This is a genomic window from Paenibacillus radicis (ex Gao et al. 2016) (assembly GCF_014641555.1).
Taxonomy (GTDB): domain Bacteria; phylum Bacillota; class Bacilli; order Paenibacillales; family Paenibacillaceae; genus Pristimantibacillus; species Pristimantibacillus radicis.
In genome coordinates, this window is the sequence record NZ_BMHY01000001.1 from 671979 (window position 1) to 695410 (window position 23432).

Below are 23432 nucleotides of genomic sequence, written 5' to 3' on the forward strand. Positions count from 1 at the left end.
TTTTTTGCTTTCATTTTTTGTCGAATTAAGGTTTTGTTTAAATCCAGTTTATAATAGAGAGGTACTCTTCTTTCAGAGACAGAGATAAGGAGTGAAGAAACTTATGAAATCTGAAATGAAAGCAGATAAGAAGGGAAAGATGGGAAGCTGGAAACCATTTCTTCGAATGATATGGGAGACGAAGCCTTCGAAATGGATGCTGGGCGTTGCACTTGGACTTAGCATCGTGTCCACTTTGGTAGGACTGGTTGTCCCTCTTTTTACGAAAAATGTGGTCGACAGCTTCACGTTAACGAGCATAAGCTCAGGTCAGATTGTTATTCTAGCTGTAGCGTTTCTGGGCCAGGCGGCCGCTGCTGGTGTTTCTATTTATTTGCTAAGCCGGATAGGACAGACGGTAGTCGCGAAGCTGCGGGACCGGCTTTGGAAGAAGCTGCTGGCATTAGCGATTCCTTATTATGACAAGCATCGCACAGGCGATACGATCAGCCGCGTTACGAATGATACAGCGATTGTCAAAGGACTTATAACGGAGCATATGACCGGATTTTTCAATGGCATTATTTCCATTATCGGTGCGATCGTCATTATGGTGCTGCTGGATTGGAAAATGACGCTGATCATGCTGTTAGCTGTACCGCTGGTACTAGCAGTCATGCTGCCAATCGGCCGCATGATCATGAAGCTTTCCAAATCACTTCAGGATGAGACGGCAACCTTTACCTCTAATTTGAACCAGGCGCTGTCGGAAATCCGGCTCGTTAAAGCGTCCAATGCGGAGCCGCTGGAGTATGAGAGAGGAAAAGGCTCCATTATGAAGCTGCTTCAAATGGGTATTCGGGAAGGCAAGCTGATGGCCTTTATTTCGCCGCTTATCGGATTAGTTATGATGGGGATGCTCGTTCTAATCATTGGCTACGGCGGTATGCGGGTATCGTCAGGGGAATTGACTGCCGGCGATCTCGTAGCATTCATTCTCTATTTGATTCAAATTGTAATGCCGATCAATCAAATCTCTTCCTTCGTAACGCAGATGAACAAAGCGGTAGGTGCAACAGAGCGAATCATCGAGACGCTGGATTCTGCAGAAGAGCCTACTCATAGCGGAGATCCGCTTGTGAACGCCCGGCAGCCGATTGCGATCGAGAAGGTGTCGTTTGCTTACGGGGATAATGATGCGGTATTGAAAGATATTAATTTTACGCTGCAGCCGGGCAAGGTGACTGCAATCGTTGGCCCAAGCGGCGGCGGCAAGACGACGATGTTCTCGCTGCTGGAGCGGTTCTACGAGCCGCAGTCGGGCTCCATTAAGATTGGCGGCAAAAGCATTTATGACCTGTCGCTTGATTCCTGGAGGAGCCATATCGGCTATGTATCGCAGGAGAGCCCGTTAATCGCCGGTACAATACGGGATAATCTCACTTATGGGGCGAACCGGGAAATCTCAGATGCCGAAATTACTTATGCAGCGCGGATGGCTTATGCTGATATCTTTATTGAAGAGCTGCCGGATAAGTACGAGACCGAGGTTGGCGAACGGGGGATTAAGCTGTCAGGCGGACAGCGCCAGCGGATTGCGATTGCCCGGGCGTTGCTGCGTGATCCTAGCATTCTAATGCTCGACGAAGCGACCTCCAGCTTGGACAGCAAGTCCGAGGTTGTCGTTCAGCAGGCGCTGGACAATTTAATGGATGGACGCACGACGCTTGTTATCGCCCACCGTCTGTCAACGGTCGTCGATGCCGACCAGATCCTGTTTGTAGAAAAGGGAACCATTACAGGAAGAGGCACACATGAGGACCTGCTGCGCTCCCATGAGCTGTACAGAGAATTCGCGAATCAACAGCTGCGTATTCTGGAACAGGTATAACTGGAGGAAAGGGAGAGTGGGGAGCGATGGTCAGAATCGCGGTTGTGGACGACGACGATCATATTCGTCAGTTAGTGTCGCATTTTTTGCAAGCGGAGGGCTTCGACGTATCGGAAGCCGCTAACGGAGTAGAAGCGCTGGAGCTGCTGGAGTCGGTCAATGCGGATCTGATCATTATCGACGTGATGATGCCCGAGATGGACGGCTGGGAGCTGTGCAGACAGCTCAGCAGCCATTATAGCGATATGCCTAGACTGATGCTGACGGCCAAGGGGGAGACGGCCCAGAAGCTGAAGGGCTTTGAACTGGGAGCGGACGATTATTTGGTGAAGCCTTTCGAGCCGCTGGAACTCATCGCTCGCGTTAAGGCGCTGCTTAAACGTTACCGGATTGCTTCGTCGCAGTCGGTCCAAGCGGGTGCGCTGACGTTGAATCGCGCTTCTCATATGGTGACTGTGAACGGAGAGTCGTTCACGCTGCCAATGAAGGAATTTGAGTTATTGTTCAAGCTCGCGAGCTACGCCGGGCAATCCTTCTCGCGAGGCCAGTTAATCGAATCGATATGGGGCTATGACTTCGAAGGAAATGAACGGACGCTGGATGTCCATATCAACAGACTGCGTGAGCGGTTTCAGGAAACCGAGCATGGCTTTCGGATCGTCACCATACGGGGGTTAGGCTACCGGCTGGAGGCGACGGAATGAGCTTTAGGCAGCTGAGGGACAAATTAAGGGACAAACGCTGGTGGCAGGTTTTAAAAGCGGTTATGGCCGTGCTGACGATGTTTAGCGCGATCGTGGGCAGCTGGACCCTCGTCTATTTCGGCAGCCACTTTATATATGAATGGACCAATTGGCGCCCGTCTCAATATGTGGCACAAATGATCAATTTGCTGCTGGGTCTCATTTTATTGTTTGGCTTGACCCAAATTATCGCGATTTTCGTACGATCCCGGCATGTGGAGATTAGCCAGTCGCTGACGGAAGCTATGCGGAGGATTGCCAAAGGCGATTTCAAGGTGAGACTCGAGATCGGCACTCAGGATCGAGGACCGTTTCAAAATATTATGCGGGAAATTAATCATATGGCCGTCGAGCTTGACGAGATGGAACAAATGCGGCAAGGATTTATTTCCGATGTCTCGCATGAAATTCAATCGCCGCTCACCTCAATCGGCGGGTTTGCCCGCGCCCTGCAGAGCGGGGGACTGACGCAGGAGACGCGGAATGATTATTTGCGTATCATCGAGAGCGAAAGCGACCGATTGTCGAAGCTGAGCGATAATTTGTTAAAGCTGACGTCGCTGGAGTCGGATAAGCATCCTTTCGAACCAAAGCGTTATCGGTTGGATCGGCAATTAGGCGCGCTGATTCTGGCATGCGAGCCGCAATGGCTGCAGAAATCGATTGAAATGAATGTCGATCTGGACGAAACGTTCGTTACGGCGGACGAGGATTTGCTCAGCCAGGTTTGGATCAATTTAATTAGCAACAGCATTAAGTTTACGCCGGAAGGCGGAACCATCGACATCCGGCTCCGTCAGTCACAGGGCGAAGTAGCCCTATTCGAGATTCGTGACACGGGCATCGGTATCGAATCCGATAATTTGGAGCTGATCTTCCAGCGTTTCTATAAGGCCGATAAGTCGCGGAACTATAAGGCGGGAGGGAGCGGGCTGGGGTTGTCGCTTGTGAAAAAAATCGTCGATCTGCACGGCGGCGGCATCCAGGTGGAGAGCGCAGTCGGCAGCGGAACAAGGTTTACAGTAACGCTCCCTCCGGTGAAGGCGCAGGGGGGCATATAAGGGAACAAACAAAGAAACCACCGGCGCATATACGCAGCCGGCGGTTTCTTTGTTTTATTTGTAATCAACGCCAGCTGTATATTTATTGCCGGCATTCCAGAGCAAATACTCGGTTACTCCGGAGTCCTCCAGCGCTTTAATTTGCGCTTCAACTTCCGCTTTCCCGTATTTCACATAATGGCCTTTGCCTAGCCAGCTTGCGGTGAAATCTTGAATCCAAGGCCGGATAATCGGCTTGGACTTGCCGATTGGATCCAATTTTTTATGCGTATCAACCATTGCACCTTTAATTGTCGCATAAGGGCTTTTGTCAGGGTCCTTTTGTTTGAACCAGCCGGTGCTGTAATGGCTTGGATAAATCATTGGCGAGATGACGTGAACGTCATTCGAGATTTTTACAAAGTCCTGACCGATACCTTCAGCAGCGGGAACGGATGCCGCATAGCCGAATATATCGACCGATACACGTACACCAAGCGGCTCGAGCTGCTCGCGCGCATATTTGACGAATCCGGCGACGACGTTTACGCGGCTGTCATCCGACTTGTCGAATTGGAGAGACTCGGCTCTTTTCTCGAAACCCTCCGGGAACCGGACATAATCGAACTGGATTTCCTTGAAGCCCAGCCTTGCCGCTTCTTTGGCAATATCGACATTATATTTCCATACTTCCTCGCGGTACGGATTGACGAAGCTTTCACCGCGCCCGTTTTTCCATATCGTGCCGTCGCTATGGAGGAAGCTCAGCTCCGGCTGCTTGCGTGCCAGCGCTGTATCCTTGAACACTACGATCCGGGCGATGGGATAAATATGATGCTGCTTTAGCGAAGTCATTAAGACGCCGATGTCCTTAATATATTTTTGAGGCGTTCCCTTTTCCAGCAGCTCTGGCGTTTGTGTAGGATAAGTTATGTACCCGTTGTCGTCTTTGATATCGATAACCATACTGTTTAAGTCCGTGTCGTCAACCAGCTTGAGCAGAGACTCCATTCTGGCGCCCCCTGCGCTGTGAGCGGTGACGTAGATGCCCTTGACCACCGGCGCATCCGGCTGAGGATCCTGTTTTTTGTCGTCTGACGGCAGAACTGGCGTTATGTTCCCGGCAAAGGCGGTCTCGACGATAGTCTGTCCGGCTGCGGCGTTGAGCATGGAAGCTGCAACATGGTTCGCGGCGGCATTTTCTTCCCCGGTACCTGTCATCAGACTATACATTAACATCATTGTAGAAAAGAAGATGTCCATTAAACTCTCTCCCCGCTAGCTATTCTTCCCAGATTATAAAGCAGAAACGGTCCTCATGACACTTATTTTTTTAAAACGGCTCCATTTTTAAGCTCACCAATTGTTTCTAATTCGTCGATGTCCTGTTGTGCCGCGGTTAGTTAGGAAGGCAGTGAATAAAAAAGCCTGCTGATATTAATCAGCAGGCTCACTTTTATGCAAAATCGCGATTACCCGTACTGTCATTGAAGCCAAGCTTCTCTTTGATGCTCGCAAATGCTGTGCTGCACGATCTCCATCGCATCCGCCGGCTCCAGAACAGCAAGTCCGTCCCTCAGCACGATGTTGATTGCCAATTCGCGCTTTGTCAGGAAGGAGCTGAGCTCGGGCGCAAGTTTTTCCACAATCTGCGACAATGTGACGGTTTCCATATCCACCTGAGCATCACCCTTTCATGGTAGTTTAAGGGCAAATCATATGGCAAGAAACTTAAACGAACGGGATAACCACATTATAACAGCATCGCATATAAAAACATAGGGATATGTATATGATTCCATATCTGTCCATATGCGCTCCGCTCTAATGACCGCTATTCCTTCGGTTTGGAGAAATCTCCGACTACGCCTACGGTTTCCACGATGTTAACGAAAGCCTTCGGGTCAATTGAGACAATCGTCTTCCGCAACTCCTCTAACTCATAGCGTGTCCTGACGGTCATCAGCATATCCCGTTCGATATCGGAATAAGCGCCGCGTGTCTTAATGATCGTAATCCCTCTGGGATGCGCGAGGAGCCTGCGAATCAGCTCTTCGGTTTTATTCGTAACGATGAACGCCGTCACCTTGATGTGGCGGACATGGATAATATCGACTAGTTTTCCTGCGGTATAGATGGCGAGCAGCGAGTACAGGGCGGAATTCCAATCTTTGGTGAAGACAACGAGAGCGGCAATTACGATCCCATTAAGCGTGAAGATGATCATGCCGATAGGCAAATCACGTCTTCGCGTGACGATGGAGGCGATAATGTCAAAGCCCCCGGAAGAGCCGCCGTACCGAAGCGTCATGCCGGTGCCGAAGCCCACGATGATGCCGCCGAACACGGCGCCCAGCACAACGTCGTCGGCGACAGCCTCAGTAGGGATAATCTGCATGAACAACGTGGAAATAATAACGGTAATAAGACTCCATATTATAAATCTGCGGCCAACGATGAACCACCCCCATACGAGTACGGGGATGTTGAGCAGCAAATAAAGCCAGCCGATATTGCCTCCTGTTATATAACCGATCATCATGGCGACGCCGGATAATCCGCCGCTTAGAAGCTGATGGGGGATAAGGAATAAATTAAAACCTGAAGCGATGAGCAGCGACCCGACAACCATCGCGGCGGCAGCGAAAATATTAGTTCGAACATTTTTTTTCACAGTGTCCTTCTCCTTGGAAATGGCTTATGCGGCAGATTCCAAGCCGAAAATAAGCTTAAATACCGCTTGATAAAGATGAACCAGATACTCGGTTAGTATGGCTTTTTTCAGTTAACTGGTATTCGTATCGATATTTATGCTATAATGATTCAGATATTTTTAAGTAGGCTGCAGATAAAAAGGAGTATGAGAAAGTTTGAAAACATTTGCTGAATTTGGCCTGGAACCGAAAGTGTTGCAGGCAATTACAGAGCTTGGGTTTGAGGAATCCACTCCAATCCAAGACAAGTCCATTCCAATCGCAATGACAGGTAGCGATATGATCGGTCAAGCACAGACCGGTACAGGTAAAACAGCTGCATTCGGAATTCCGTTGATTAACAAAATTCCAACTAGCGAAGAGCGAATCGTCGCATTAATTATGACGCCGACCCGTGAGCTCGCTATCCAAGTAGCTGAGGAAATCGGGAAGCTGACTCGATACAAAGGTCTTCGTTCTTTGCCAATTTATGGAGGTCAAGAAATCGGCCGCCAAATCCGCGCATTGAAAAAGAAACCGCAAATCATTATCGGAACGCCAGGACGTTTGCTGGATCATATCAACCGCAAAACGATTCGTCTTGAAGATGTAAGAACAGTCGTGCTTGATGAAGCGGACGAAATGCTGGACATGGGCTTCATGGAAGATATTCAATCGATCCTGAAGCTTGTACCGGACGATCGCCAAACGATGCTGTTCTCGGCTACTATGCCTCCGAACATTCAAAAGCTGGCTCAGCAGTTCCTGAAAAATCCGGAACATGTATCGGTCATCCCGAAACAAGTAACGGCTCCATTGATCGACCAAGCGTACATCGAAGTGCATGAGCGCCAGAAATTCGAAGCACTTAGCCGTTTGCTCGATATGGAATCCCCTGAGCTTGCGATCATCTTCGGACGTACGAAGCGCCGGGTAGATGAGCTGAGCGAAGGCTTGCAAAAACGCGGATATTCCGCTGACGGCTTGCACGGCGACTTGTCGCAGAACCAGCGCGACAACGTGATGCGCAAATTCCGTGACGGCAGCATCGATGTTCTCGTAGCAACGGACGTTGCAGCGCGCGGTCTCGACGTATCGGGCGTAACGCATGTTATTAACTTCGATTTGCCGCAAGATCCAGAGAGCTACGTTCACCGGATCGGCCGTACTGGCCGCGCAGGCAAAGAAGGTACAGCATGGTCGTTCGTAACGCCTCGCGAAACCGATCACCTGCACTTTATCGAGAAAGTAACGCGCCAGCGCATTAGCCGCAAACCGCTTCCAAGCCTTGCAGAAGCGATTGAAGGCAAACAACGCGTTACGGCTGAACGTATCCTTGAGACGGTAAGCAACGAGGAAAGCTCGGAATATAAAGGCATCGCGATTCAACTGCTTGATCAATACGATTCCGTTCATCTGCTTGCGGCGGCAATTAAGCTGCTGACAGGCGAGAAAAAGGATATCAACGTTGAGCTGACACCTGAAGAACCGCTTCGCGCGAAAAAACGCAAGCCGGACATTCGTTCGAACGGACGCCGTTATTCTGGCGGCAGCTCGTTCAACAACGGCGGCAGCGGCAGTGGCAATCGCAGCAGCAATGGCGGCGGCTACCGCGGACGCGACGATCGTCGTTCTGGCGGCGGTGGCGGCTATCGCGGCAACAGCAGCAATACAGGCGGCAGCGGCGGCTACGGCAACCGTGACAACGGCAACCGGAACCGCAGCAGCGAAGGTCGCAGCAGCAGTGAAGGACGCAGCGGCGAATCCCGTCGTCCAAAAAGCTCTTCCGAAGACTATGTAAATAACTGAGACAGGCCTTGCTCCAATAAACCAGGGAAGTCCGTTATGCCTTGCGGGCATCCCGACTTCCCTGGTTTTTTCTTTGTTAGAATGAGGAACTATGGCAGTCGGCTGTTAGAACAGTACCGATCTTGTGATGATGACCAGAAGAATGAAGAGTACAAGAATGACTCCCGTCGAAGTCCAAAGACCGCCGTAACCAACGTTGCTCATATAGCAACCTCCTTTAATGAACGATGTATGGGTGATTACTCTATATCGTATGCCGGTGGGTCATAGCCGTTTAGACAATGGCCTACAGTTCGAAAAAATGGGCGTTAGAAAGTCATTCTACAATCGTGGAGGCAGATTAAATGGAACCAAGAGGCTTGATGGGCGGGTTTTACAAAATTTCCGAGTGGATTATGCGATTGGCTGTAATTAATGTCTTGTGGATTATTTGCTCGATTCCTTTCGTTTTTTTTGCATGGGGCGGATTAATGATGGGGCCGGCTAATGCAGACGATCAAGCGATCATGAACCAGTTGTATACGGCTTTGGTATTTATGGGGATCGTAGCTCCGTTTACGTTGTTTCCCGCAACCGCTGCCATGTTCTCTGTCGCAAGGAAATGGGTGATGGGCGAGACGGATGTACCGCTTTTCAAAACGTATTTCCGCAGCTACAAAGAAAACTATTTCCAAAGTATGATTGGCGGCATTGCGTACACGCTGCTGTTCGGCATCATGATCGTCGATTTTATCGTGTATCAGAAGCAATTGAATTTGATGTCTTATATATTTATTGCGCTGCTGCTGCTTCTCGTAGTATCGCTGTTCAACTTTTTCTCAATGCTCGCCCATTATCATATGAAAACGTTTCAATTGCTTAAAAATGCCGTTTTGATTACGATCGGCAAACCGATTCGGTCGTTCTCCACGGCTATTATGGCAGGCGTCGTTTTTTACATGAGTACGCGCTTTACTTTCCTGATTCCGTTCTTCATGGGCAGCATAATCGCTTATCTATCGTTCTGGAACTTTCACTTGATCTATCAAAAGCTTCAGGAACAAGCTGAGAAAGCGAAGCAATTGCAAGAGGAAGAAGACGAGTTTGTAGAGCTTGCAGACGAGGGGCAAAACCCCACCAATAAATAGCATGCTCAGAAAGTTTACAATTAGGGCCGTAACGACTATAATAAGTAGTACATCCTGCGATGTTCGTTTCGGCTTTTCATTGTTTTGAACCAATGGCTGTTTTACGGGATTCCTAGATTGAAGCGCAGCTGATATGCCCTCAAAAGGGGAAATCAAAACCGTTTCTGCGGAGACCCACCTGCGAGAGCGGGTTCAGAAACATGTAAGTCGGACGGCATAGGCGGGTTTTTTTCTGCTTATTCAGGCGTTTATATATAGGGTGCTACATAGATGCTGGAAGGGGAGATTGTTGTTGTTGAAGCGGACCTTAATCGGGTTGCTGCGGAGTCATGAGCAGACCGGCGACAAAGCTAAAGATCCGCTGCTGAAGTCGCATTTCTACAAACTTTCCAAGGATAAGGCTTGGGAAGAAGTTGTATCAACGTTGAAGAAGATGCAAGGCTACAAGGTTTTGCATGAGGTTCAGTCGGTCGGAGAGATCGTCGTTGAGAAAAAAACGGCATTCGGCAGAACGATGGATATTACAGTATCCGTAATTAGTGTCAATCCAGTCAATTCCGCTGTAGACGTATATTCTGCGTCACGCGGCTCAATGGGCGACTTGGGCTCCAACTATCGCGTCATTCTTGATATTTTCCGTGTGCTGGACAAGAAGCTGGCTGCTTTCAAAGTTAGTGGCGGCAGCAAATAAATAGATTAAAAAAGCGAGGAAGGGTTCCCTTCACTCGCTTTGTTTGTGCGTATAGCCGTTTTGGGCTATATGTACGGCTTGTCCGAATCGTTTAAACGAGCGCTTTTACAGCGTTGATCGCTTCTTCGTAATTAGGGTGCTCGGTCATTTCGCCGAGATACTCTACGTAAGCGATCGTATCGTTAGCCTCGATAACGAAGATGGAGCGCTGATCCAGGCCAAGCTCTTGGATATAAACGCCATAAGCTTCGCCGAAGCTGCGGTGCTTGTAATCGGACAGCAGAGTTACTTTATCAACACCTGCTGCGCCGCACCAGCGGGATTGCGCGAATGGAAGGTCAACACTAACTGTAAGAATGACTACATTGTCGCCGAGGCTAGCTGCCTCTTCGTTGAAACGACGAGTCTGAGCGTCGCATACACCGGTGTCGATGGATGGTACTACGCTTACGAGTTTCACTTTGCCCGCGAAGTCCTTCAAGGAAACCTCTTCAACCAATGATTTGTTCAGTACGAAATCCGGAGCCTTGTCTCCCGCTTTCAGTGCCGGGCCGATTAATGTAATTGGGTTGCCCTTGAATGTGGCAGCGCCAGTACGAGTTTGTGACATAAAACAACATCCTCCTCATTTTTGAATGGTCGATACCAAATTTATTATAATCGTAATGAATCTGCATTGTCCAATAATTGAGAGGTGATCTGACAACATGATCTTTATACGGTATGAAAGTTTTCGAGTATATTTGCGGATGTATCCGGTAACGTCCGGTATCATTGCCCTGAACATCGCGTATTTTATTATCGTCGCATTGAGCGGAAGTACGACGGATGGATATCATGTGTATGAATTTGGTTCCTTTTACACAGATGCCGACGATCCCTTTAGTTTAGATCAGCCTTGGCGGTACGTAACCTCCATGTTCATGCATGCAGGGCTTATGCATTTGCTGTTTAATATGTTTTCTCTTCTCGTATTTGCGCCACCTTTGGAGCATCTGTTGCGTAAAGTAAGGTATGGCGTTTTCTATCTGCTTTGCGGCATACTGGCGAACGCGTTTAGTGCCTTGCTGGCGTTAATTCTAGGAGAGCCTGGTGTTCATGCCGTAGGCGCCTCAGGCGCCATCTACGGCGTTTACGGAGCGTTTCTGTATATTGCGCTGTTTCGCAAGCCTTGGCTCGATGAGGGCTCCAGGAAGACGGTATATTCCATTCTAATCTTCGGGTTGATCTATTCGGTCATTACACCGCAGATCAGCTTATGGGGACATGTGGGAGGCGGATTGGCCGGCTTCTTGCTGTACAGCAGCTTCGACCGGGCGATGGTGCGAAGAAAGAGGATTCGATAACAAAGCTAGAAAATGGAAGAGCGAAAGATAAGGAGAAGATATGGAACTTCGTCAGCTTTACTACTTTGTCAAAGTAGCGAAAAAAGAACATGTGACCCAAGCTGCTGAGGAGCTGCATGTGGCACAGTCGGCGGTCAGCCGGCAAATTCACCAGCTAGAGGAGGAGCTTGGCGTCAAGCTGTTCCTTCAAAAAGGCCGGAATTTGCAGCTGACACCGGTGGGCCAGCTCTTTCTAAAGCGGGCGGAAGTCATTCTGACCGATTTGGAGAGGGCGGTTGTTGAAATCCACGAATTTCTTGACCCGGAAAAGGGGGAGATTCGGCTGGGGTTTCCCCACAGCCTTGGCGTCTCGCTCATTCCGCAGGTTGTTGCGGCGTTTCGTAAGCTTCACCCGAATGTAAAGTTCAGGTTCAAGCAAGGGATGTATCCGTCCCTCATTCGCGATATGGTGAAAGGCGAGATCGATCTTGCTTTCATATCTCCCTTTCCGGATGAGCATGAGCATGTTTGCGGCGAGGTGCTGCTGACGGAGGAGCTTTATGCCATTCTTCCTCCTAATCATCGATTTGCGAAGGAAGAATCGATTGAGCTTAGTCAATTAAAGGAGGATACCTTCGTTTTGTTCAGTGAAGGCTACTCTCTCCGTCCGATTGTATGGGAGGCGTGCCAGGAGGCAGGATTCGTGCCTAAAATCGGTTTTGAAGGCGAAGAGACCGAAACGATCCGGGGGCTTGTAGCAGCCGGCATGGGCGTCAGTCTGCTGCCGGAGATGGCACTTCATCATACGGGGCTGCTGGAACCGGCCAAAGTCCGCATCCGCCATCCGCTCGTTACACGCAATATTGGCATTATCCATCGTTCCGGAGAGAAGCTTCCGCTTGTTGCAAAGGTTTTCCATGGCTTCTTGATACGCTATTTTCATGATCTGCTGAAAAAGCAGCAATAAAAAAGGTATCCCGTTAATAGCGGGATACCTTTTTTTATTGCTTTGTTTCCAAATTATTCGTCTCGGGAAGTGAAAATCATAACGTACTTGATCAGCTCAAGCAGCGAGATTAATGCGGCTGCTACATAAGTTAAAGCTGCTGCGTTCAATACTTTAGCGACTCCGCGCTCTTCCTCGTTGGCAATGAAGCCTTCGGAGACCATCAGGTCACGAGCCCGGCTGCTGGCGTTGAACTCAACTGGCAGCGTGATGAGTTGAAAGGCTACGGCTACGGAGAAGAAGATGATGCCGAGGCCGATCAAGCCCGTAAGGCTTAACAAGAAGCCGGCGATCAGCAGGAACGGCGCTGCACCGGAAGCAATATTGACGATAGGGAAGATGCGGTGACGAAGCACGAGCATCGGATAATGTTCTTTGTGCTGGATTGCATGTCCAACCTCGTGACAGGCAACAGACAATGCAGAGATCGAGTTCTCATAGTAGACTGGCTCCGACAGACGGACAACCCGGTTGATAGGATCATAGTGGTCGGTTAAGCGGCCGCGTACCGGTTCGATCGGAATGTCATGCAGGCCATTGTTGTCGAGCATCCTTCTGGCGGCCTGATAGCCCGTTAGGCCGCTCATAGCGGGAACCTGGGCCCATTTGTTGAATGTACCCTTAACGCGGAACTGAGCCCATATGGAGACCGCAAAGGCGATTAGAATGAGAAAGTCCATGGGATGAAAAAATAACATGGTGTAAGTCACCCTCCGTTTCATAATATCTGGTTTTTAATACAACTTCGCTTCCTCTACATAAAGTTCCCTTTATTAATCAGAAGCATCAGCGCTTCGATGCATGCAGCCGTCTGCGGCATCAGGCGCGTGTACAGCTTGTTTGCCTGTCTGGGCTTCATTTGCTTGAGCACAGGCTCAAGCTCCTTCACTTCCCGCTCCAGCTGGCTCAAATGCTGCTGCAAATCCATCAGCTTCTGAGATACCTGCTCCTCAGCGGTTACGTTGCCCCAAGCCTCTAAGCTGGCTTTGATTTCATCAAGCGTGTATTTTTCTTTCTTCATTTTTTCAATACGTTCGAGACGAAGCAAAGTTTCATCATTATATAGGCGATAGTTTTTTGCTGATCTTTCGGACGGTTCGATTAGGCCCATGGACGTATAGAAATCAATTGTACGAGCGCTAATGTTCGCCAGTTTAGCCAGCTCTCCTATACGGTAAAGCTTCGTATCCTCCATGATACCACCTTCCTTCCTTTTTCATTTCTTTTAATATAAGTATGTATAAGTTCCTTTTATATACAAGCACTTATATTTCGAAGCGGTAAGCTTCGCTGCTTAGAGTGACGTTGGGGCGTTCTGCCTATGCTCTAATGATAATCGTAAAGCAACCATACAGTCAAACGTGTTACATTGCGATGTAATTTAGTGGAATTGATTCGTCTAGTCCCAGGTCTATAGTAGGCCAATACGATTCAATAGAAACAAAATGCGAAGAATAGGGGGATTGCAGGAGCTAAAATACTGCCATATTGTTAAAAAACTTAACATTAAGACCTTTTGGAGACACGAACGTTAGATTTTTTTTGATAAATTGAATAAAGTGTATTGTCAAACTGAGCACTTCTGACTATAATGACATTAAGTCTTTCCTAGAATGTAAGGAAACATAACACTAAGGGAGTGGTCGTCATGGTCAAGAAGTTATTAGTAACATTAGGTGCACTCAGTTTGGTATTCCCGGCAATGGCATTTGCCGATGATCCGTCTGGCAAGTCGTTGGACATTGGTATCAACTCGCTTTGGGTCATGATCGCATTCGTACTCGTCCTGCTCATGCAAGGCGGATTTATTCTTCTTGAAACGGGCTCCACTCGAATGAAAAACGCTGGACACGTTGCTGGCAAAACTATTTTCACCGCAGGTCTTGCAGCACTTATTTATTGGGCAATCGGATACGGTATCGCATTCGGCGGTGACGGCAACGGCTTTATCGGCTGGGGCAATTTCTTCTTCAATCCCGGTTATGCCGGCGATGGCGAAGGTGTACCGCAATCGGTATTCTTCCTTTTCCAACTGGCATTTGCAGCTGTATCGCTTTCCATCGCATGGGGCGGTTTCGCAGAACGCGCTAAATTGTCTTCCTACTTAATCTTTACGGTCGTATTTATCGCTGTTATTTATCCGGTAGTTGCTCACTGGATTTGGGGCGGCGGCTGGCTTGCTGAAGACGGCGCGCAAGACTTCGCAGGTTCGACAGTCGTTCACTTATCCGGTGCACTTGCAGCTTTCGCAGCAACGGTATTGCTGAAGCCGCGTATCGGCAAATTCAACAAAGACGGTTCTGCTAATGAAATTTCCGGTCACAACCAAGTATTTACGGCATTGTCTGTATTGCTTCTGTGGGTTGGCTGGTTCGGCTTCAACGCAGGCAGCACACTTGCTATCGGCGACGGCTTCTTCGGTTATGTAGGCTTTACGACGATGCTCGGCGCAGGCGCTGGCGCATTCGCAGCTCTTCTTATCTCTTGGGCAGTGCTTGGCAAAGCGGATATTACGACGACTTTGAATGGTACGCTTGCAGGTCTGGTAGCCATTACGGCATCTTGCGCATTCGTTGAGCCTTGGGCTGCTGTAGTCATCGGTTTGGTTGCCGGCGTCCTGATTTTCTTCAGCGCTAAGTTTTTCGAAAAAATCAAAGTTGATGATCCAATCTTCGCCTTGTCTGTACACGGTGTTGCAGGTATCTGGGGTACACTGGCTAACGGCATCTTCGCTACACAAGAATTGGCTGAGAAAGTGGGCGTTGGCCAAGGCGGTCTGATCGATACGGGAAGCTGGAAGCAATTGTGGGTACAATTCGAATCCGTTGTTGTAGCTGGCGCATTCGTACTGGCAGCTTCGTTCCTGGTACTTGGCGTAATGAAACTGATCATGGGCTTCCGTGTTACAGAAGAGCAAGAAATTATCGGTCTTGACCTGAGTGAGCATGGCGCTTATGGTTATCCTGAGCAATTGAAAAAAGCAGGTCAAAACAACATTCAAGGTTAATCAAATAAACGACGGGCTGACCGAGAGGAGAGGACGAGGGAATGGCTGATCCGGTTCGAATACAGCTGCTGAAGCAAATCGGCAATGCCGATCATGTGGAGATGCTGCGCGAGCTGCGGGATCAAGTACACGAGCAGATGGAAGCTCTTCTCTGGGCGAGTCCAGTCGAACAATTTAATGAGCAATTAAACGAAGTGCATGACGCCGTTATCCGGCGCACCATCGTTATTGCAGAAGCGGAAATGGCACGGTTGGGGAAGGGTTCTCCCCCCGTGCCTTACGCATATCTATTGTTCGGCAGCGGCGGACGGGAAGAGCAGACATTGTCCAGTGATCAAGACAGCGGAATTGTCTATCAAGATCCAGTGTCAGATTCGGCAGCCACTCAGCATTATTTTCAGCAATTATCCGAATTGATCGTGAACATGCTTCAAACGAACGGCTACCCGCCATGCGAAGGCAATGTACTTAGCAACAATCCAGAGTGGTGCATGTCTATCACCCAATGGAAGCAGCAGTTAAACGGCTGGTTTCAAGAACCGGCATGGGAATCGGTTCGTCATCTGCTGATTATGGCAGACGGACGTTCCGTACACGGCAGCACCCGGCTGCTTGATGAACTGAAAGAGCATTTCTTCATTGATTTGCTTAATCATCCGATTATCGTAAAACGGATGTTGGACAATACGATGAGACATAAAGTACTTCTCGGCATTTTCGGCCATCTGCTGAAAGAGCAATATGGGGAGGACGCGGGCAGTCTGGACATTAAATACGGTGCTTATATTCCGATGGTGAATGCTATCCGGCTGCTGGCCATACAAGCGGGCATCCGAGATACTTCAACCCTGCTTCGCATTCGAAGGCTTGTCGAGCTGGAGGAACTGCCTTCACCGGAAGCGGCGGCGTATGAACAGGCATTCCGCCTCGTAATGAGGCTGCGTCTGATGACGACGGAGCATTACGAGAATGGACTCTATGGCAATAATGGCAAGCTGCCGAGCCGGAAGCTAACGAAGGAAATGACCGAAGAGTTAAAGAGTGCGCTTCGTTTGGGGAAGAAGCTTCAGCGCAAAGTATACAAGCAAACCATGGGAAGGCTTACGTAAGGCGGTGGTAGAAGATTATGAAGGAACCTAAAGGTGTCGGCAGAATGTGGAACTTATATAAAATGGGCGGTTTCACGCCCGCAATCGCTTCGATGCTGGGCTCGCAAAATGCGCAGCAGATGGCGTTTATTCGTTCCGTCAACAGGGAGCAGCGCAAGCAGTCGATACTGAACACGCCGCTTAGAGAGCTTGAAGTGGTTATATTCGATTTGGAGACGACAGGCTTCTACCCGTCAAACGGCGATGAGATCATTTCCTTTGGCGCTGTGGTGATGCGCGGAGTTGAGGTCTATGAGCAGGAATCGTTCTACAGCCTCGTCAATCCGAAAAGGCGGATTCCGCGAGCTATCGTTGAGCTGACCGGCATCACGAATGAAATGGTGCAAGACGCTCCTGATCTGATGCAGGTGCTCCATGATTTTATGGAGTTTATCGGCAAACGGCTGCTGATTGCCCATGCTTCGGGCCATGACAAACAATTTTTGAATGCGGCGCTTTGGCGCACGTCCAAGATTAATCTGAATCATCGGGTTCTCGATACGATGCTGGTGGCCAAGTGGCTCGATCCCAAGCGGGCATCTTATGCGTTGGACGATTTGCTTGATGATGCATGTATTCCAATTACCGAACGGCATCATGCTCTCGAGGATTCCATTATGACGGCAAAGTTGTGGCAGCATTATTTGAACCGCATTTTGGAACGGAACATTACGACGCTTGGCGATCTCTATGCTTATCTAAGCAAACATTAAGGGATCCGGCATAAACTGTCCATGCAGACGGATGTAGGGCTGTACGGCCGGAGCAGCAGCGTTTTGCAGGGAAACGATCCAATAACAGAGACCCTCATCGGCAAGCGGCAGTCCAATCTCATCTTCATGTGAAGGGATAGCGGCGGATGAAGGATGGGAGTGAAAGAAACCGGCAATCCGTTGCCGGTTTTTTCGCGCTTCGAAGAACGCACTCGTCCAGGACGCAGGTTCGAACTGAAACGCTCGCTGCGGCACTTCATGCGCATTATTGATCTCTTGAACGGCATCGATGATTTGGTTTTCACCGCTAATATCACTTGTTAACAGCAATCCGCAAGCTTCGTTCGGCGAGGAGCGCTTGCAAATGGCAATAAGCTCGTCATAAGCTTCTCTTGTTATAGGTATAAAAGGTTTCGTTTGAGCCATAGTGATAGCATGCACCTCTTTCGATGGCGTATTGGTTTTCACGGAATTGCCATGGGCCTTGCTTGAGCTTGCATGTCTGACATGGTAACATGTAGGCAATGAATGGTACGGAAAGAAGGGACAGCATGAAACGCGCCTCGGCGTTATTTATTGTCGCATTTGTGTTGGCAGGATTAGCGGTATATCAATATGTTTCCAAGGACGGCACTTCCACAGCTGCGGCCGTGGATTTCAAGCCGAAAGCAGGCTCTGTAGCCGCCGAATTTCAACTGCCTGGCCTTGATGAGAAAGCTTATGAGGTAGGAGGCAAGCAGGATAAGCTGAGCTTTGTCAACTTCTGGGCCTCCTGGTGCGGGCCTTGCGAATTGGAAGCGCCTGACCTGCAGACGCTTCAAGAAAAGTATGGCGATGAAATTAATCTATATGGCGTTAATGCAACCAAGTTCGATAAGGAAAGATCGGCTCGCGAATTCGTGCAGGAGCATGAATTTACGTTTCCAATCTTAATGGACAGATCGGGAGATGTGACGAAGCAATATAAAGTCAATACGTTTCCGACGACCTTCCTCATCGACTCAGAGGGCGTCATCCGGGAAAGAATCAATGGCGTCATCACGATCGCTGAATGGGAACGTCTCATCGCGAAATACAAGTAAAAGACAACGCCCGGCGGAGCAATGGCTCCTGCCGGGCGTTGTTTTATATTTAATGATTGACAAGTCCAATTCGCTCCAAGCTGTCAGCAGGTGTCGTAGACGACTTTGGCATGCTGAGCAGGGCGTAACGGAGGCTGTCAACGAGTGCTTCCCAGCTGGCTTCGATCACGTTGCTTGATACACCTACGGTGCTCCAAGTTGTTACCGAATTCGTCGATTCGATCAGCACGCGAACTTTGGCTGCCGTTGCATCCTTTTCGTCAAAGACGCGAACCTTATAGTCGGAGAGGTGGATTTCCTCCAGCTTCGGATAATAAGGAATCAGCGCTTTGCGAAGTGCGTTATCCAGGGCGTTGACCGGTCCATTGCCTTCGGCAGCCGTATACACGGGATGACCGTCGACATTGAGCTTGACGATTGCCTCAGACATCATATTGCCTTTGGAGCTCTCAACGAGCATTTTGAACGAATCGACCTTAATCGTTTCCTTCGTCTCGCCAAATGCTTCTCGAAGCAGCAGCTCCAGGGACGCGTCAGCGCCTTCGAACTGATAGCCCTTATGTTCCAGATCCTTGATGTGATCCATAATTGTTTTCGTTTTCTCGTTGTTGGCATTGATATCAAGGCCAAGCTCTTGCGCTTTGGAGATGATATTGCTTTGTCCCGCCAGCTCGGAAACGAGAATACGCTGTTTGTTGCCGACGAGCTCCGGTTTAATATGCTCATAAGTCTTGGAATCCTTCATAATTGCAGATACGTGGATACCGCCTTTATGGGCAAAAGCCGCGTTGCCGACGTAGGCTTGACCGACCGGCATGCTTACATTGGCGATTTCGCTCACATATCTCGCCGTTCCAGTCAATGCGCGAAGCTTGTCATCCGCAAGGCAGTCGTAGTTCATTTTGAGCTGCAGGTTCGGAATGATGGAGCAGAGGTTGGCGTTGCCGCAACGCTCTCCGTAGCCGTTAATGGTGCCTTGCACTTGACGGGCTCCTGCTTGTACGGCTGCCAAAGTATTGGCAACAGCCAGCTCACAGTCATTATGGGTATGAATGCCGATTGGGGCAGAGATCTCCTGGCGTACCCGGCTAACGATTTCATGAATTTCTCCCGGCAGCGTTCCGCCGTTCGTATCGCACAGAACGAGCCAATCGGCGCCCGCTTCTTGCGCTTTGCGCAGCACGGCCAGCGCATAGTCTGGATTGTTCTTATAGCCGTCGAAGAAATGCTCGGAATCAAACATCGCTTCCATACCTCTTTGCTTCAAGAACGCGATGGAGTCATAGACCATAGCAAGATTTTCTTCCAGTGTCGTTTGCAGCGCAGTATGGACATGGAAGTCCCATGACTTGCCGACAAGCGTTGCAGCAGGCACGCCTGATTCAGCAATCCGCAGCAGGCTGGCGTCTTGCTCGGCCAAGCTGAACTTCCGGCGAGTGCTGCCGAAAGCTGTAATCTTCGCTTGCAAATTCAATCCTTTTACCCGTTGGAAAAACTCGATATCTTTGTTGTTGCTTCCTGGGTTGCCGCCTTCAATATAATGAACGCCCAATGCGTCGAGTTTTTGCGCAATTTTCAATTTATCATCCGCTGATAGGCTGATCCCTTCGCCTTGTGTACCGTCACGCAGCGTCGTGTCAAATATCGATATGGATGTTGTCATTGCCGGGACGCCTCCTTCACTGTTAGCCTTTACAAATCATAATGTATCATTATAACACTTGTTGCACGGAATGTAGAGTGTATGATGCAATTTATTTTCCCTAATAGCTTGGTTATAAGGGATGTTGCATTGACGCGAACATGTGCTCGGCTGTATGCTGAGTATAACTAATTATGACAGCAGCCTGTTCCTCTGTTAATGGTGGTGGCATACAATGAATGTGGAACGAAATTATCCGGTTAAAGGACGGGTCATACTCCATTTGGATATGAATGCGTTCTATTGCTCTGTTCACGAGGCGGAGAATCCGGAGCTGTATAAAGGAAAAGCGACGGCGGTAGCGGGCAGTGTCGAACTGCGCAAGGGCATCATCGTCACCTGTTCTTATGCCGCCAGAGCGAAGGGCGTAAAGACGGGAATGACGGTGAGGCAAGCGACTAAGCTTTGTCCTACTCTCATTATTATTCAACCGGACTTCTATTTATATCGGAAATATTCCCGGGGCTTCATGGCGATTGCGCGGGAATATACGCCGCTTGTCGAGCCAATCTCCATCGATGAATGCTATATGGACATTACGGGCTCTAAAGTTTTCGGAACGCCGCTAGAAATTGCAGAGACTATCCAGAAGCGAATTCAAAAGGAATGGAATCTTCCTTGCTCGATCGGCGTTGCACCTAATAAGCTGCTTGCCAAGATGGCGTCCGACATGTTTAAGCCAAACGGGATGACTGTACTTCGCATTCGCGACGTGCCCGGCTTGCTCTGGGATAAGCCAAGCGACACATTGTTCGGTATCGGCAAGAAGACGGCAGAAAAGCTCAAACGGCTTCATATTCATACGATCGGGCAATTGGCGGCTGCAGACGAGCACATGCTGGCGAAGCAATTCGGCGTGATGGGTTCGTGGATGAAGGCCGCAGCGCATGGCATTGATCATTCGGAGGTTAATCCTGATCGCGGCAGCAATAAATCGATCGGCCATACGACAACCTTGCCTCATGACGTGACGGAGCGGGCTGACGTACACCGGATTATGCTTAACTTGGCGGATCAGACGGGCCGAAGACTGCGCCGGCAAAAGCTGATGGCGGCTACCGTACAAATTACGATCCGCAAGCCGGATATGTCAACGATTACGCGCTCTTGCACGCTGCGCTCGCCTACCAATTCAGCCGATGAGATTTATCGTGAAGCTTGCCGGTTATTCGATGAGCATTGGCGGAGCAAAGAACCGGTCAGACTTCTTGGGGTTACGCTGCAGAACTTGTCGCCGCAAGCCGAAACGGCCGTGCAGCTTGATTTGTTCGACTATGAGCAGCAGCCGCGAAAAGAGGCGCTCACGAAAGCGATGGACCTCTTGCGCGACAAATTTGGCGAGGACGCGGTGCTCACGGCAGGTATGCTTGGAGACGATCCTTCCGCTCTGATCCGCAACAAACGGCTGCGCGGAACTTCCCTGCAGCGAGACGAAGGAGATCCTGTAAATTAACGGTCAATGTTGCCAACAAGCGATAGTTTGTTATATATTGATGAGTGAAGGTTTACACTAATTCATAAGCAAGCGGAAGACAAGCATATATATGTACTGTATCCGTTTATCATTGCTCGGGAGGGAACTATACGATGGCTAAGTTTACATGGGTAGAGAAAGATACCTGTATCGCATGCGGCGCTTGCGGCGCAACGGCGCCTGATATTTATGACTATGACGACGAAGGCATTGCGGAAGTTATTTATAATAACGACGGCAATACTGGCAACACAGCAATTCCTGAGGATCTGTTCGATGATCTTCAAGATGCTTGCGACGGATGCCCTACGGATTCCATTAAAATCGCGGATGAACCGTTCAATATGTAATTTTTTTTTCGAAAAGCTTCCCGCATGACTGGCATAGCCGGCTGCGGGAAGCTTTTTTTTCGCGAATAAGGATCAAAAGTTGCGCCTGCCTGCCGATATATAAAGATATACTCGGTTTGGAGGGATACGCGTGGACACGACGGATGATACACTATATATGAAGCAATATGTCAGCCAGCATCCCGACAACAAGATGGCATGGTATTTGCTGGGGAAACAATATATGTTGCGCGGCATGGATGCGAAAGCGAATTACTGCTTTCTGCAATCGGGGGAAATCTACGACGCTTATGAACGGAAGCGGCACCCGCTGGCGGAGCAGCCGCAAGAGATGCTGCAATATTGGAATAGACGCCAGAAGCGGAAAAGGCTGAGTCGCCGTGTCGTGGGACTAGCGGCTGTGTTCTTGCTGTTTGTGCTATTGATGCCATCAAATGCGGAGCGGGTGGAGACGGTAGCGGACGATGCTATCGCAATGCAGCCGGTCAAAGCTTCAATTGGAGTCGTACTTGTTAAGGCAGGGGACCGTCGTCCAATCGGGAGCGCCTGGAATGGCATCTTGGCATGGCCGGAGCAGCCTAATCTGGCATTGGCCGTCAGATTAGAGGAAGAGGACGGCTGGCGTAAATGGACGGGAACGAAGCGGATTCTCATGTCCGTCAATCGGGAAAGCGGAAGCTCCGCCATGAATGTCCGAATGCATGACTCGGCTTCATGCAATTGCCAGCCTGCCGATTCATCGGTCGCTAAGGCAGAGCTTGATCGCTGGGCGGAGGAGCAGGAGCTGCGCTGGACGCTGGCAAGCGCCATCTATCAATATAACCGGCTTTATGGCGGCTGGCCGCAGAAGCTGGAGCAGCTGACGCGTTCTTATCCGTACAATGTCCTCTCGGGAGATACACCGGAGATGCGGGCAATGTTCAGTACGCTGCTGGCTGCGGTAAAGGCGGATCGGGCAGAGAAGGATTCTGGCAAAGGACAAGGCGAGGAGACTGGACAGGAGCAATCTGCAAATGAGTTGTTCGTATCCGGAACAGAAGCGGTGCATAAGCAATGGAGGCAGCCGCTGCAAATTGTCGTCGATAAAGCGACGCATAGACTTGCAGTCGTTAGCGGCGATATTATCGTTCGCAGCTATCCCGTCGGGTTAGGCGGCGATGAAACGCCGGAAGGTTCTTTCTACATTAGCGAGAAGGTGCGGAACCCGAATGGCAAGAAGGACGGTCCGTTTGGCAGCCGGGGCATGACGTTGTCAAACACACTGTACGCCATACATGGTACGGATGAGCCGGACAGCATTGGGCTGGACAAATCGCTAGGCTGCGTCAGAATGGGGAAAGCCGATGTCGAGGAGCTGTTTGATCTGGTGCCGCTGGGAACGGTTGTCACGATAAAAAACGGGACTCTGCCGTCTAAAGCTGCGGCACCTGCAGAACGTTTCAAGCTGGAGCCGCAGGCGAATGAGAGCAATCCCGCTAAAGTGTATCGATGGTTGAATTGATTAATTGCCGACAATAAGAAGGACGGCTACGGCGATCACGACGACGCCAATGATGGAGCCAATCCAGACTAACGCCTTTTTATTAACCTCTTCTTTGGGTTTGGTTTTCAGAGACGGTGGCATTCTTTTTGCAGAGCTCATCGACATTCAA

The 23432-nt window shown here is 49.6% G+C and carries 25 protein-coding genes and 1 other RNA gene; 16 read left to right on the forward strand and 10 right to left on the reverse strand.

What is annotated here, in order from left to right:
* The first annotated feature begins 103 nt into the window (after positions 1 to 103).
* Genes IEX98_RS02845 through IEX98_RS02855 form a run of 3 tightly spaced genes read left to right on the forward strand, consistent with a single transcriptional unit; the run spans position 104 to position 3674 of the window.
* Positions 104 to 1870: an ABC transporter ATP-binding protein gene (locus IEX98_RS02845; protein WP_188887413.1), complete on the forward strand. Its 1767-nt coding sequence runs from the start codon at positions 104 to 106 to the stop codon at positions 1868 to 1870.
* 26 nt (positions 1871 to 1896) lie between these two features.
* Entirely contained in the window at positions 1897 to 2574 is a 678-nt protein-coding gene (locus IEX98_RS02850) for a response regulator transcription factor (RefSeq protein ID WP_188887414.1), read from the forward strand.
* Positions 2571 to 3674, forward strand: a complete 1104-nt coding sequence (locus IEX98_RS02855) for a sensor histidine kinase (protein WP_188887415.1) — start codon at positions 2571 to 2573, stop codon at positions 3672 to 3674. Before IEX98_RS02850 ends, IEX98_RS02855 begins: the two co-directional genes overlap by 4 nt.
* A gap of 54 nt (positions 3675 to 3728) precedes the next feature.
* Here IEX98_RS02855 and IEX98_RS02860 read toward each other — a convergent pair whose 3' ends face one another.
* From IEX98_RS02860 to IEX98_RS02870, 3 genes are all read right to left on the reverse strand, one after another.
* Positions 3729 to 4916 carry a putative glycoside hydrolase gene (locus tag IEX98_RS02860; protein WP_188887416.1) on the reverse strand — a complete coding sequence of 396 codons (1188 nt, stop codon included), beginning with the start codon at positions 4914 to 4916 and terminating at the stop codon, positions 3729 to 3731.
* A 221-nt stretch (positions 4917 to 5137) separates the two neighbouring features.
* Positions 5138 to 5326, reverse strand: coding sequence for a hypothetical protein (locus IEX98_RS02865; RefSeq protein ID WP_188887946.1), 189 nt, complete (start codon positions 5324 to 5326; stop codon positions 5138 to 5140).
* Positions 5327 to 5487: 161 nt separating this feature from the next.
* The gene (locus IEX98_RS02870) at positions 5488 to 6285 is read right to left on the reverse strand and encodes a YitT family protein (RefSeq protein WP_188887947.1); all 798 of its coding nucleotides are present in this window, start codon (positions 6283 to 6285) and stop codon (positions 5488 to 5490) included.
* A gap of 238 nt (positions 6286 to 6523) precedes the next feature.
* On the opposite strand from IEX98_RS02870, the gene IEX98_RS02875 reads away from it, so the two are divergent.
* Positions 6524 to 8155, forward strand: coding sequence for a DEAD/DEAH box helicase (locus IEX98_RS02875; protein WP_188887417.1), 1632 nt, complete (start codon positions 6524 to 6526; stop codon positions 8153 to 8155).
* Between the two features lie 105 nt (positions 8156 to 8260).
* On the opposite strand, the gene IEX98_RS29050 is transcribed toward IEX98_RS02875, so the two are convergent.
* The gene (locus IEX98_RS29050; protein WP_229691944.1) at positions 8261 to 8359 is read right to left on the reverse strand and encodes a YjcZ family sporulation protein; all 99 of its coding nucleotides are present in this window, start codon (positions 8357 to 8359) and stop codon (positions 8261 to 8263) included.
* Between the two features lie 140 nt (positions 8360 to 8499).
* Here IEX98_RS29050 and IEX98_RS02880 point away from each other — a divergent pair, with 140 nt between their 5' ends.
* The 3 genes from IEX98_RS02880 to IEX98_RS02890 all read left to right on the forward strand — a co-directional run bounded on the left by IEX98_RS02880 (position 8500) and on the right by IEX98_RS02890 (position 9973).
* Positions 8500 to 9282: a YesL family protein gene (locus IEX98_RS02880; RefSeq protein ID WP_188887418.1), complete on the forward strand. Its 783-nt coding sequence runs from the start codon at positions 8500 to 8502 to the stop codon at positions 9280 to 9282.
* A gap of 48 nt (positions 9283 to 9330) precedes the next feature.
* A non-coding RNA gene (gene ssrS / locus IEX98_RS02885) (6S RNA) lies at positions 9331 to 9513 on the forward strand.
* Between the two features lie 61 nt (positions 9514 to 9574).
* Entirely contained in the window at positions 9575 to 9973 is a 399-nt protein-coding gene (locus tag IEX98_RS02890) for a DUF1499 domain-containing protein (protein ID WP_188887419.1), read from the forward strand.
* A 91-nt stretch (positions 9974 to 10064) separates the two neighbouring features.
* Here the strand turns inward: IEX98_RS02890 and tpx are convergent, their stop codons facing one another.
* Positions 10065 to 10583 (reverse strand): thiol peroxidase, encoded by a 519-nt coding sequence (gene tpx, locus IEX98_RS02895; protein ID WP_188887420.1) that lies wholly within the window; start codon positions 10581 to 10583, stop codon positions 10065 to 10067.
* A gap of 97 nt (positions 10584 to 10680) precedes the next feature.
* On the opposite strand from tpx, the gene IEX98_RS02900 reads away from it, so the two are divergent.
* On the forward strand, positions 10681 to 11319 hold the full coding sequence (locus IEX98_RS02900) for a rhomboid family intramembrane serine protease (protein ID WP_188887421.1): 639 nt from the start codon (positions 10681 to 10683) through the stop codon (positions 11317 to 11319).
* Positions 11320 to 11359: 40 nt separating this feature from the next.
* The gene (locus tag IEX98_RS02905; RefSeq protein ID WP_188887422.1) at positions 11360 to 12265 is read left to right on the forward strand and encodes a LysR family transcriptional regulator; all 906 of its coding nucleotides are present in this window, start codon (positions 11360 to 11362) and stop codon (positions 12263 to 12265) included.
* Positions 12266 to 12318: 53 nt separating this feature from the next.
* Here IEX98_RS02905 and IEX98_RS02910 read toward each other — a convergent pair whose 3' ends face one another.
* Both IEX98_RS02910 and IEX98_RS02915 read right to left on the reverse strand, forming a co-directional pair.
* On the reverse strand, positions 12319 to 13002 hold the full coding sequence (locus IEX98_RS02910) for a zinc metallopeptidase (RefSeq protein WP_188887423.1): 684 nt from the start codon (positions 13000 to 13002) through the stop codon (positions 12319 to 12321).
* A 56-nt stretch (positions 13003 to 13058) separates the two neighbouring features.
* Positions 13059 to 13499: a MerR family transcriptional regulator gene (locus IEX98_RS02915; protein ID WP_188887424.1), complete on the reverse strand. Its 441-nt coding sequence runs from the start codon at positions 13497 to 13499 to the stop codon at positions 13059 to 13061.
* Between the two features lie 453 nt (positions 13500 to 13952).
* On the opposite strand from IEX98_RS02915, the gene IEX98_RS02920 reads away from it, so the two are divergent.
* From IEX98_RS02920 to IEX98_RS02930, 3 genes are read left to right on the forward strand one after another with little or no spacing between them, the layout of a single operon-like run.
* Complete coding sequence (locus tag IEX98_RS02920; RefSeq protein ID WP_188887425.1) at positions 13953 to 15311, forward strand: ammonium transporter; 1359 nt, start codon at positions 13953 to 13955, stop codon at positions 15309 to 15311.
* Between the two features lie 41 nt (positions 15312 to 15352).
* Positions 15353 to 16420 (forward strand): DUF294 nucleotidyltransferase-like domain-containing protein, encoded by a 1068-nt coding sequence (locus IEX98_RS02925; RefSeq protein WP_188887426.1) that lies wholly within the window; start codon positions 15353 to 15355, stop codon positions 16418 to 16420.
* Between the two features lie 17 nt (positions 16421 to 16437).
* Complete coding sequence (locus tag IEX98_RS02930) at positions 16438 to 17172, forward strand: 3'-5' exonuclease (RefSeq protein WP_188887427.1); 735 nt, start codon at positions 16438 to 16440, stop codon at positions 17170 to 17172.
* Here IEX98_RS02930 and IEX98_RS02935 read toward each other — a convergent pair.
* Positions 17158 to 17598 (reverse strand): Mov34/MPN/PAD-1 family protein, encoded by a 441-nt coding sequence (locus tag IEX98_RS02935; RefSeq protein WP_188887428.1) that lies wholly within the window; start codon positions 17596 to 17598, stop codon positions 17158 to 17160. The genes IEX98_RS02930 and IEX98_RS02935 overlap by 15 nt on opposite strands.
* A gap of 125 nt (positions 17599 to 17723) precedes the next feature.
* Between IEX98_RS02935 and IEX98_RS02940 the strand changes: the two genes are divergently transcribed.
* Positions 17724 to 18254, forward strand: a complete 531-nt coding sequence (locus IEX98_RS02940; protein WP_188887429.1) for a TlpA family protein disulfide reductase — start codon at positions 17724 to 17726, stop codon at positions 18252 to 18254.
* Between the two features lie 49 nt (positions 18255 to 18303).
* On the opposite strand, the gene cimA is transcribed toward IEX98_RS02940, so the two are convergent.
* Positions 18304 to 19917: a citramalate synthase gene (gene cimA, locus IEX98_RS02945; RefSeq protein ID WP_188887430.1), complete on the reverse strand. Its 1614-nt coding sequence runs from the start codon at positions 19915 to 19917 to the stop codon at positions 18304 to 18306.
* A gap of 214 nt (positions 19918 to 20131) precedes the next feature.
* Here cimA and IEX98_RS02950 point away from each other — a divergent pair, with 214 nt between their 5' ends.
* The 3 genes from IEX98_RS02950 to IEX98_RS02960 all read left to right on the forward strand — a co-directional run bounded on the left by IEX98_RS02950 (position 20132) and on the right by IEX98_RS02960 (position 23281).
* The gene (locus tag IEX98_RS02950; protein ID WP_188887431.1) at positions 20132 to 21409 is read left to right on the forward strand and encodes a DNA polymerase IV; all 1278 of its coding nucleotides are present in this window, start codon (positions 20132 to 20134) and stop codon (positions 21407 to 21409) included.
* Positions 21410 to 21543: 134 nt separating this feature from the next.
* Entirely contained in the window at positions 21544 to 21780 is a 237-nt protein-coding gene (locus tag IEX98_RS02955; protein WP_042162825.1) for a ferredoxin, read from the forward strand.
* 130 nt (positions 21781 to 21910) lie between these two features.
* Positions 21911 to 23281: a L,D-transpeptidase gene (locus tag IEX98_RS02960; RefSeq protein ID WP_188887432.1), complete on the forward strand. Its 1371-nt coding sequence runs from the start codon at positions 21911 to 21913 to the stop codon at positions 23279 to 23281.
* Here the strand turns inward: IEX98_RS02960 and IEX98_RS29340 are convergent, their stop codons facing one another.
* On the reverse strand, positions 23282 to 23404 hold the full coding sequence (locus tag IEX98_RS29340; protein WP_268237817.1) for a hypothetical protein: 123 nt from the start codon (positions 23402 to 23404) through the stop codon (positions 23282 to 23284).
* Positions 23405 to 23432 lie beyond the last annotated feature (28 nt).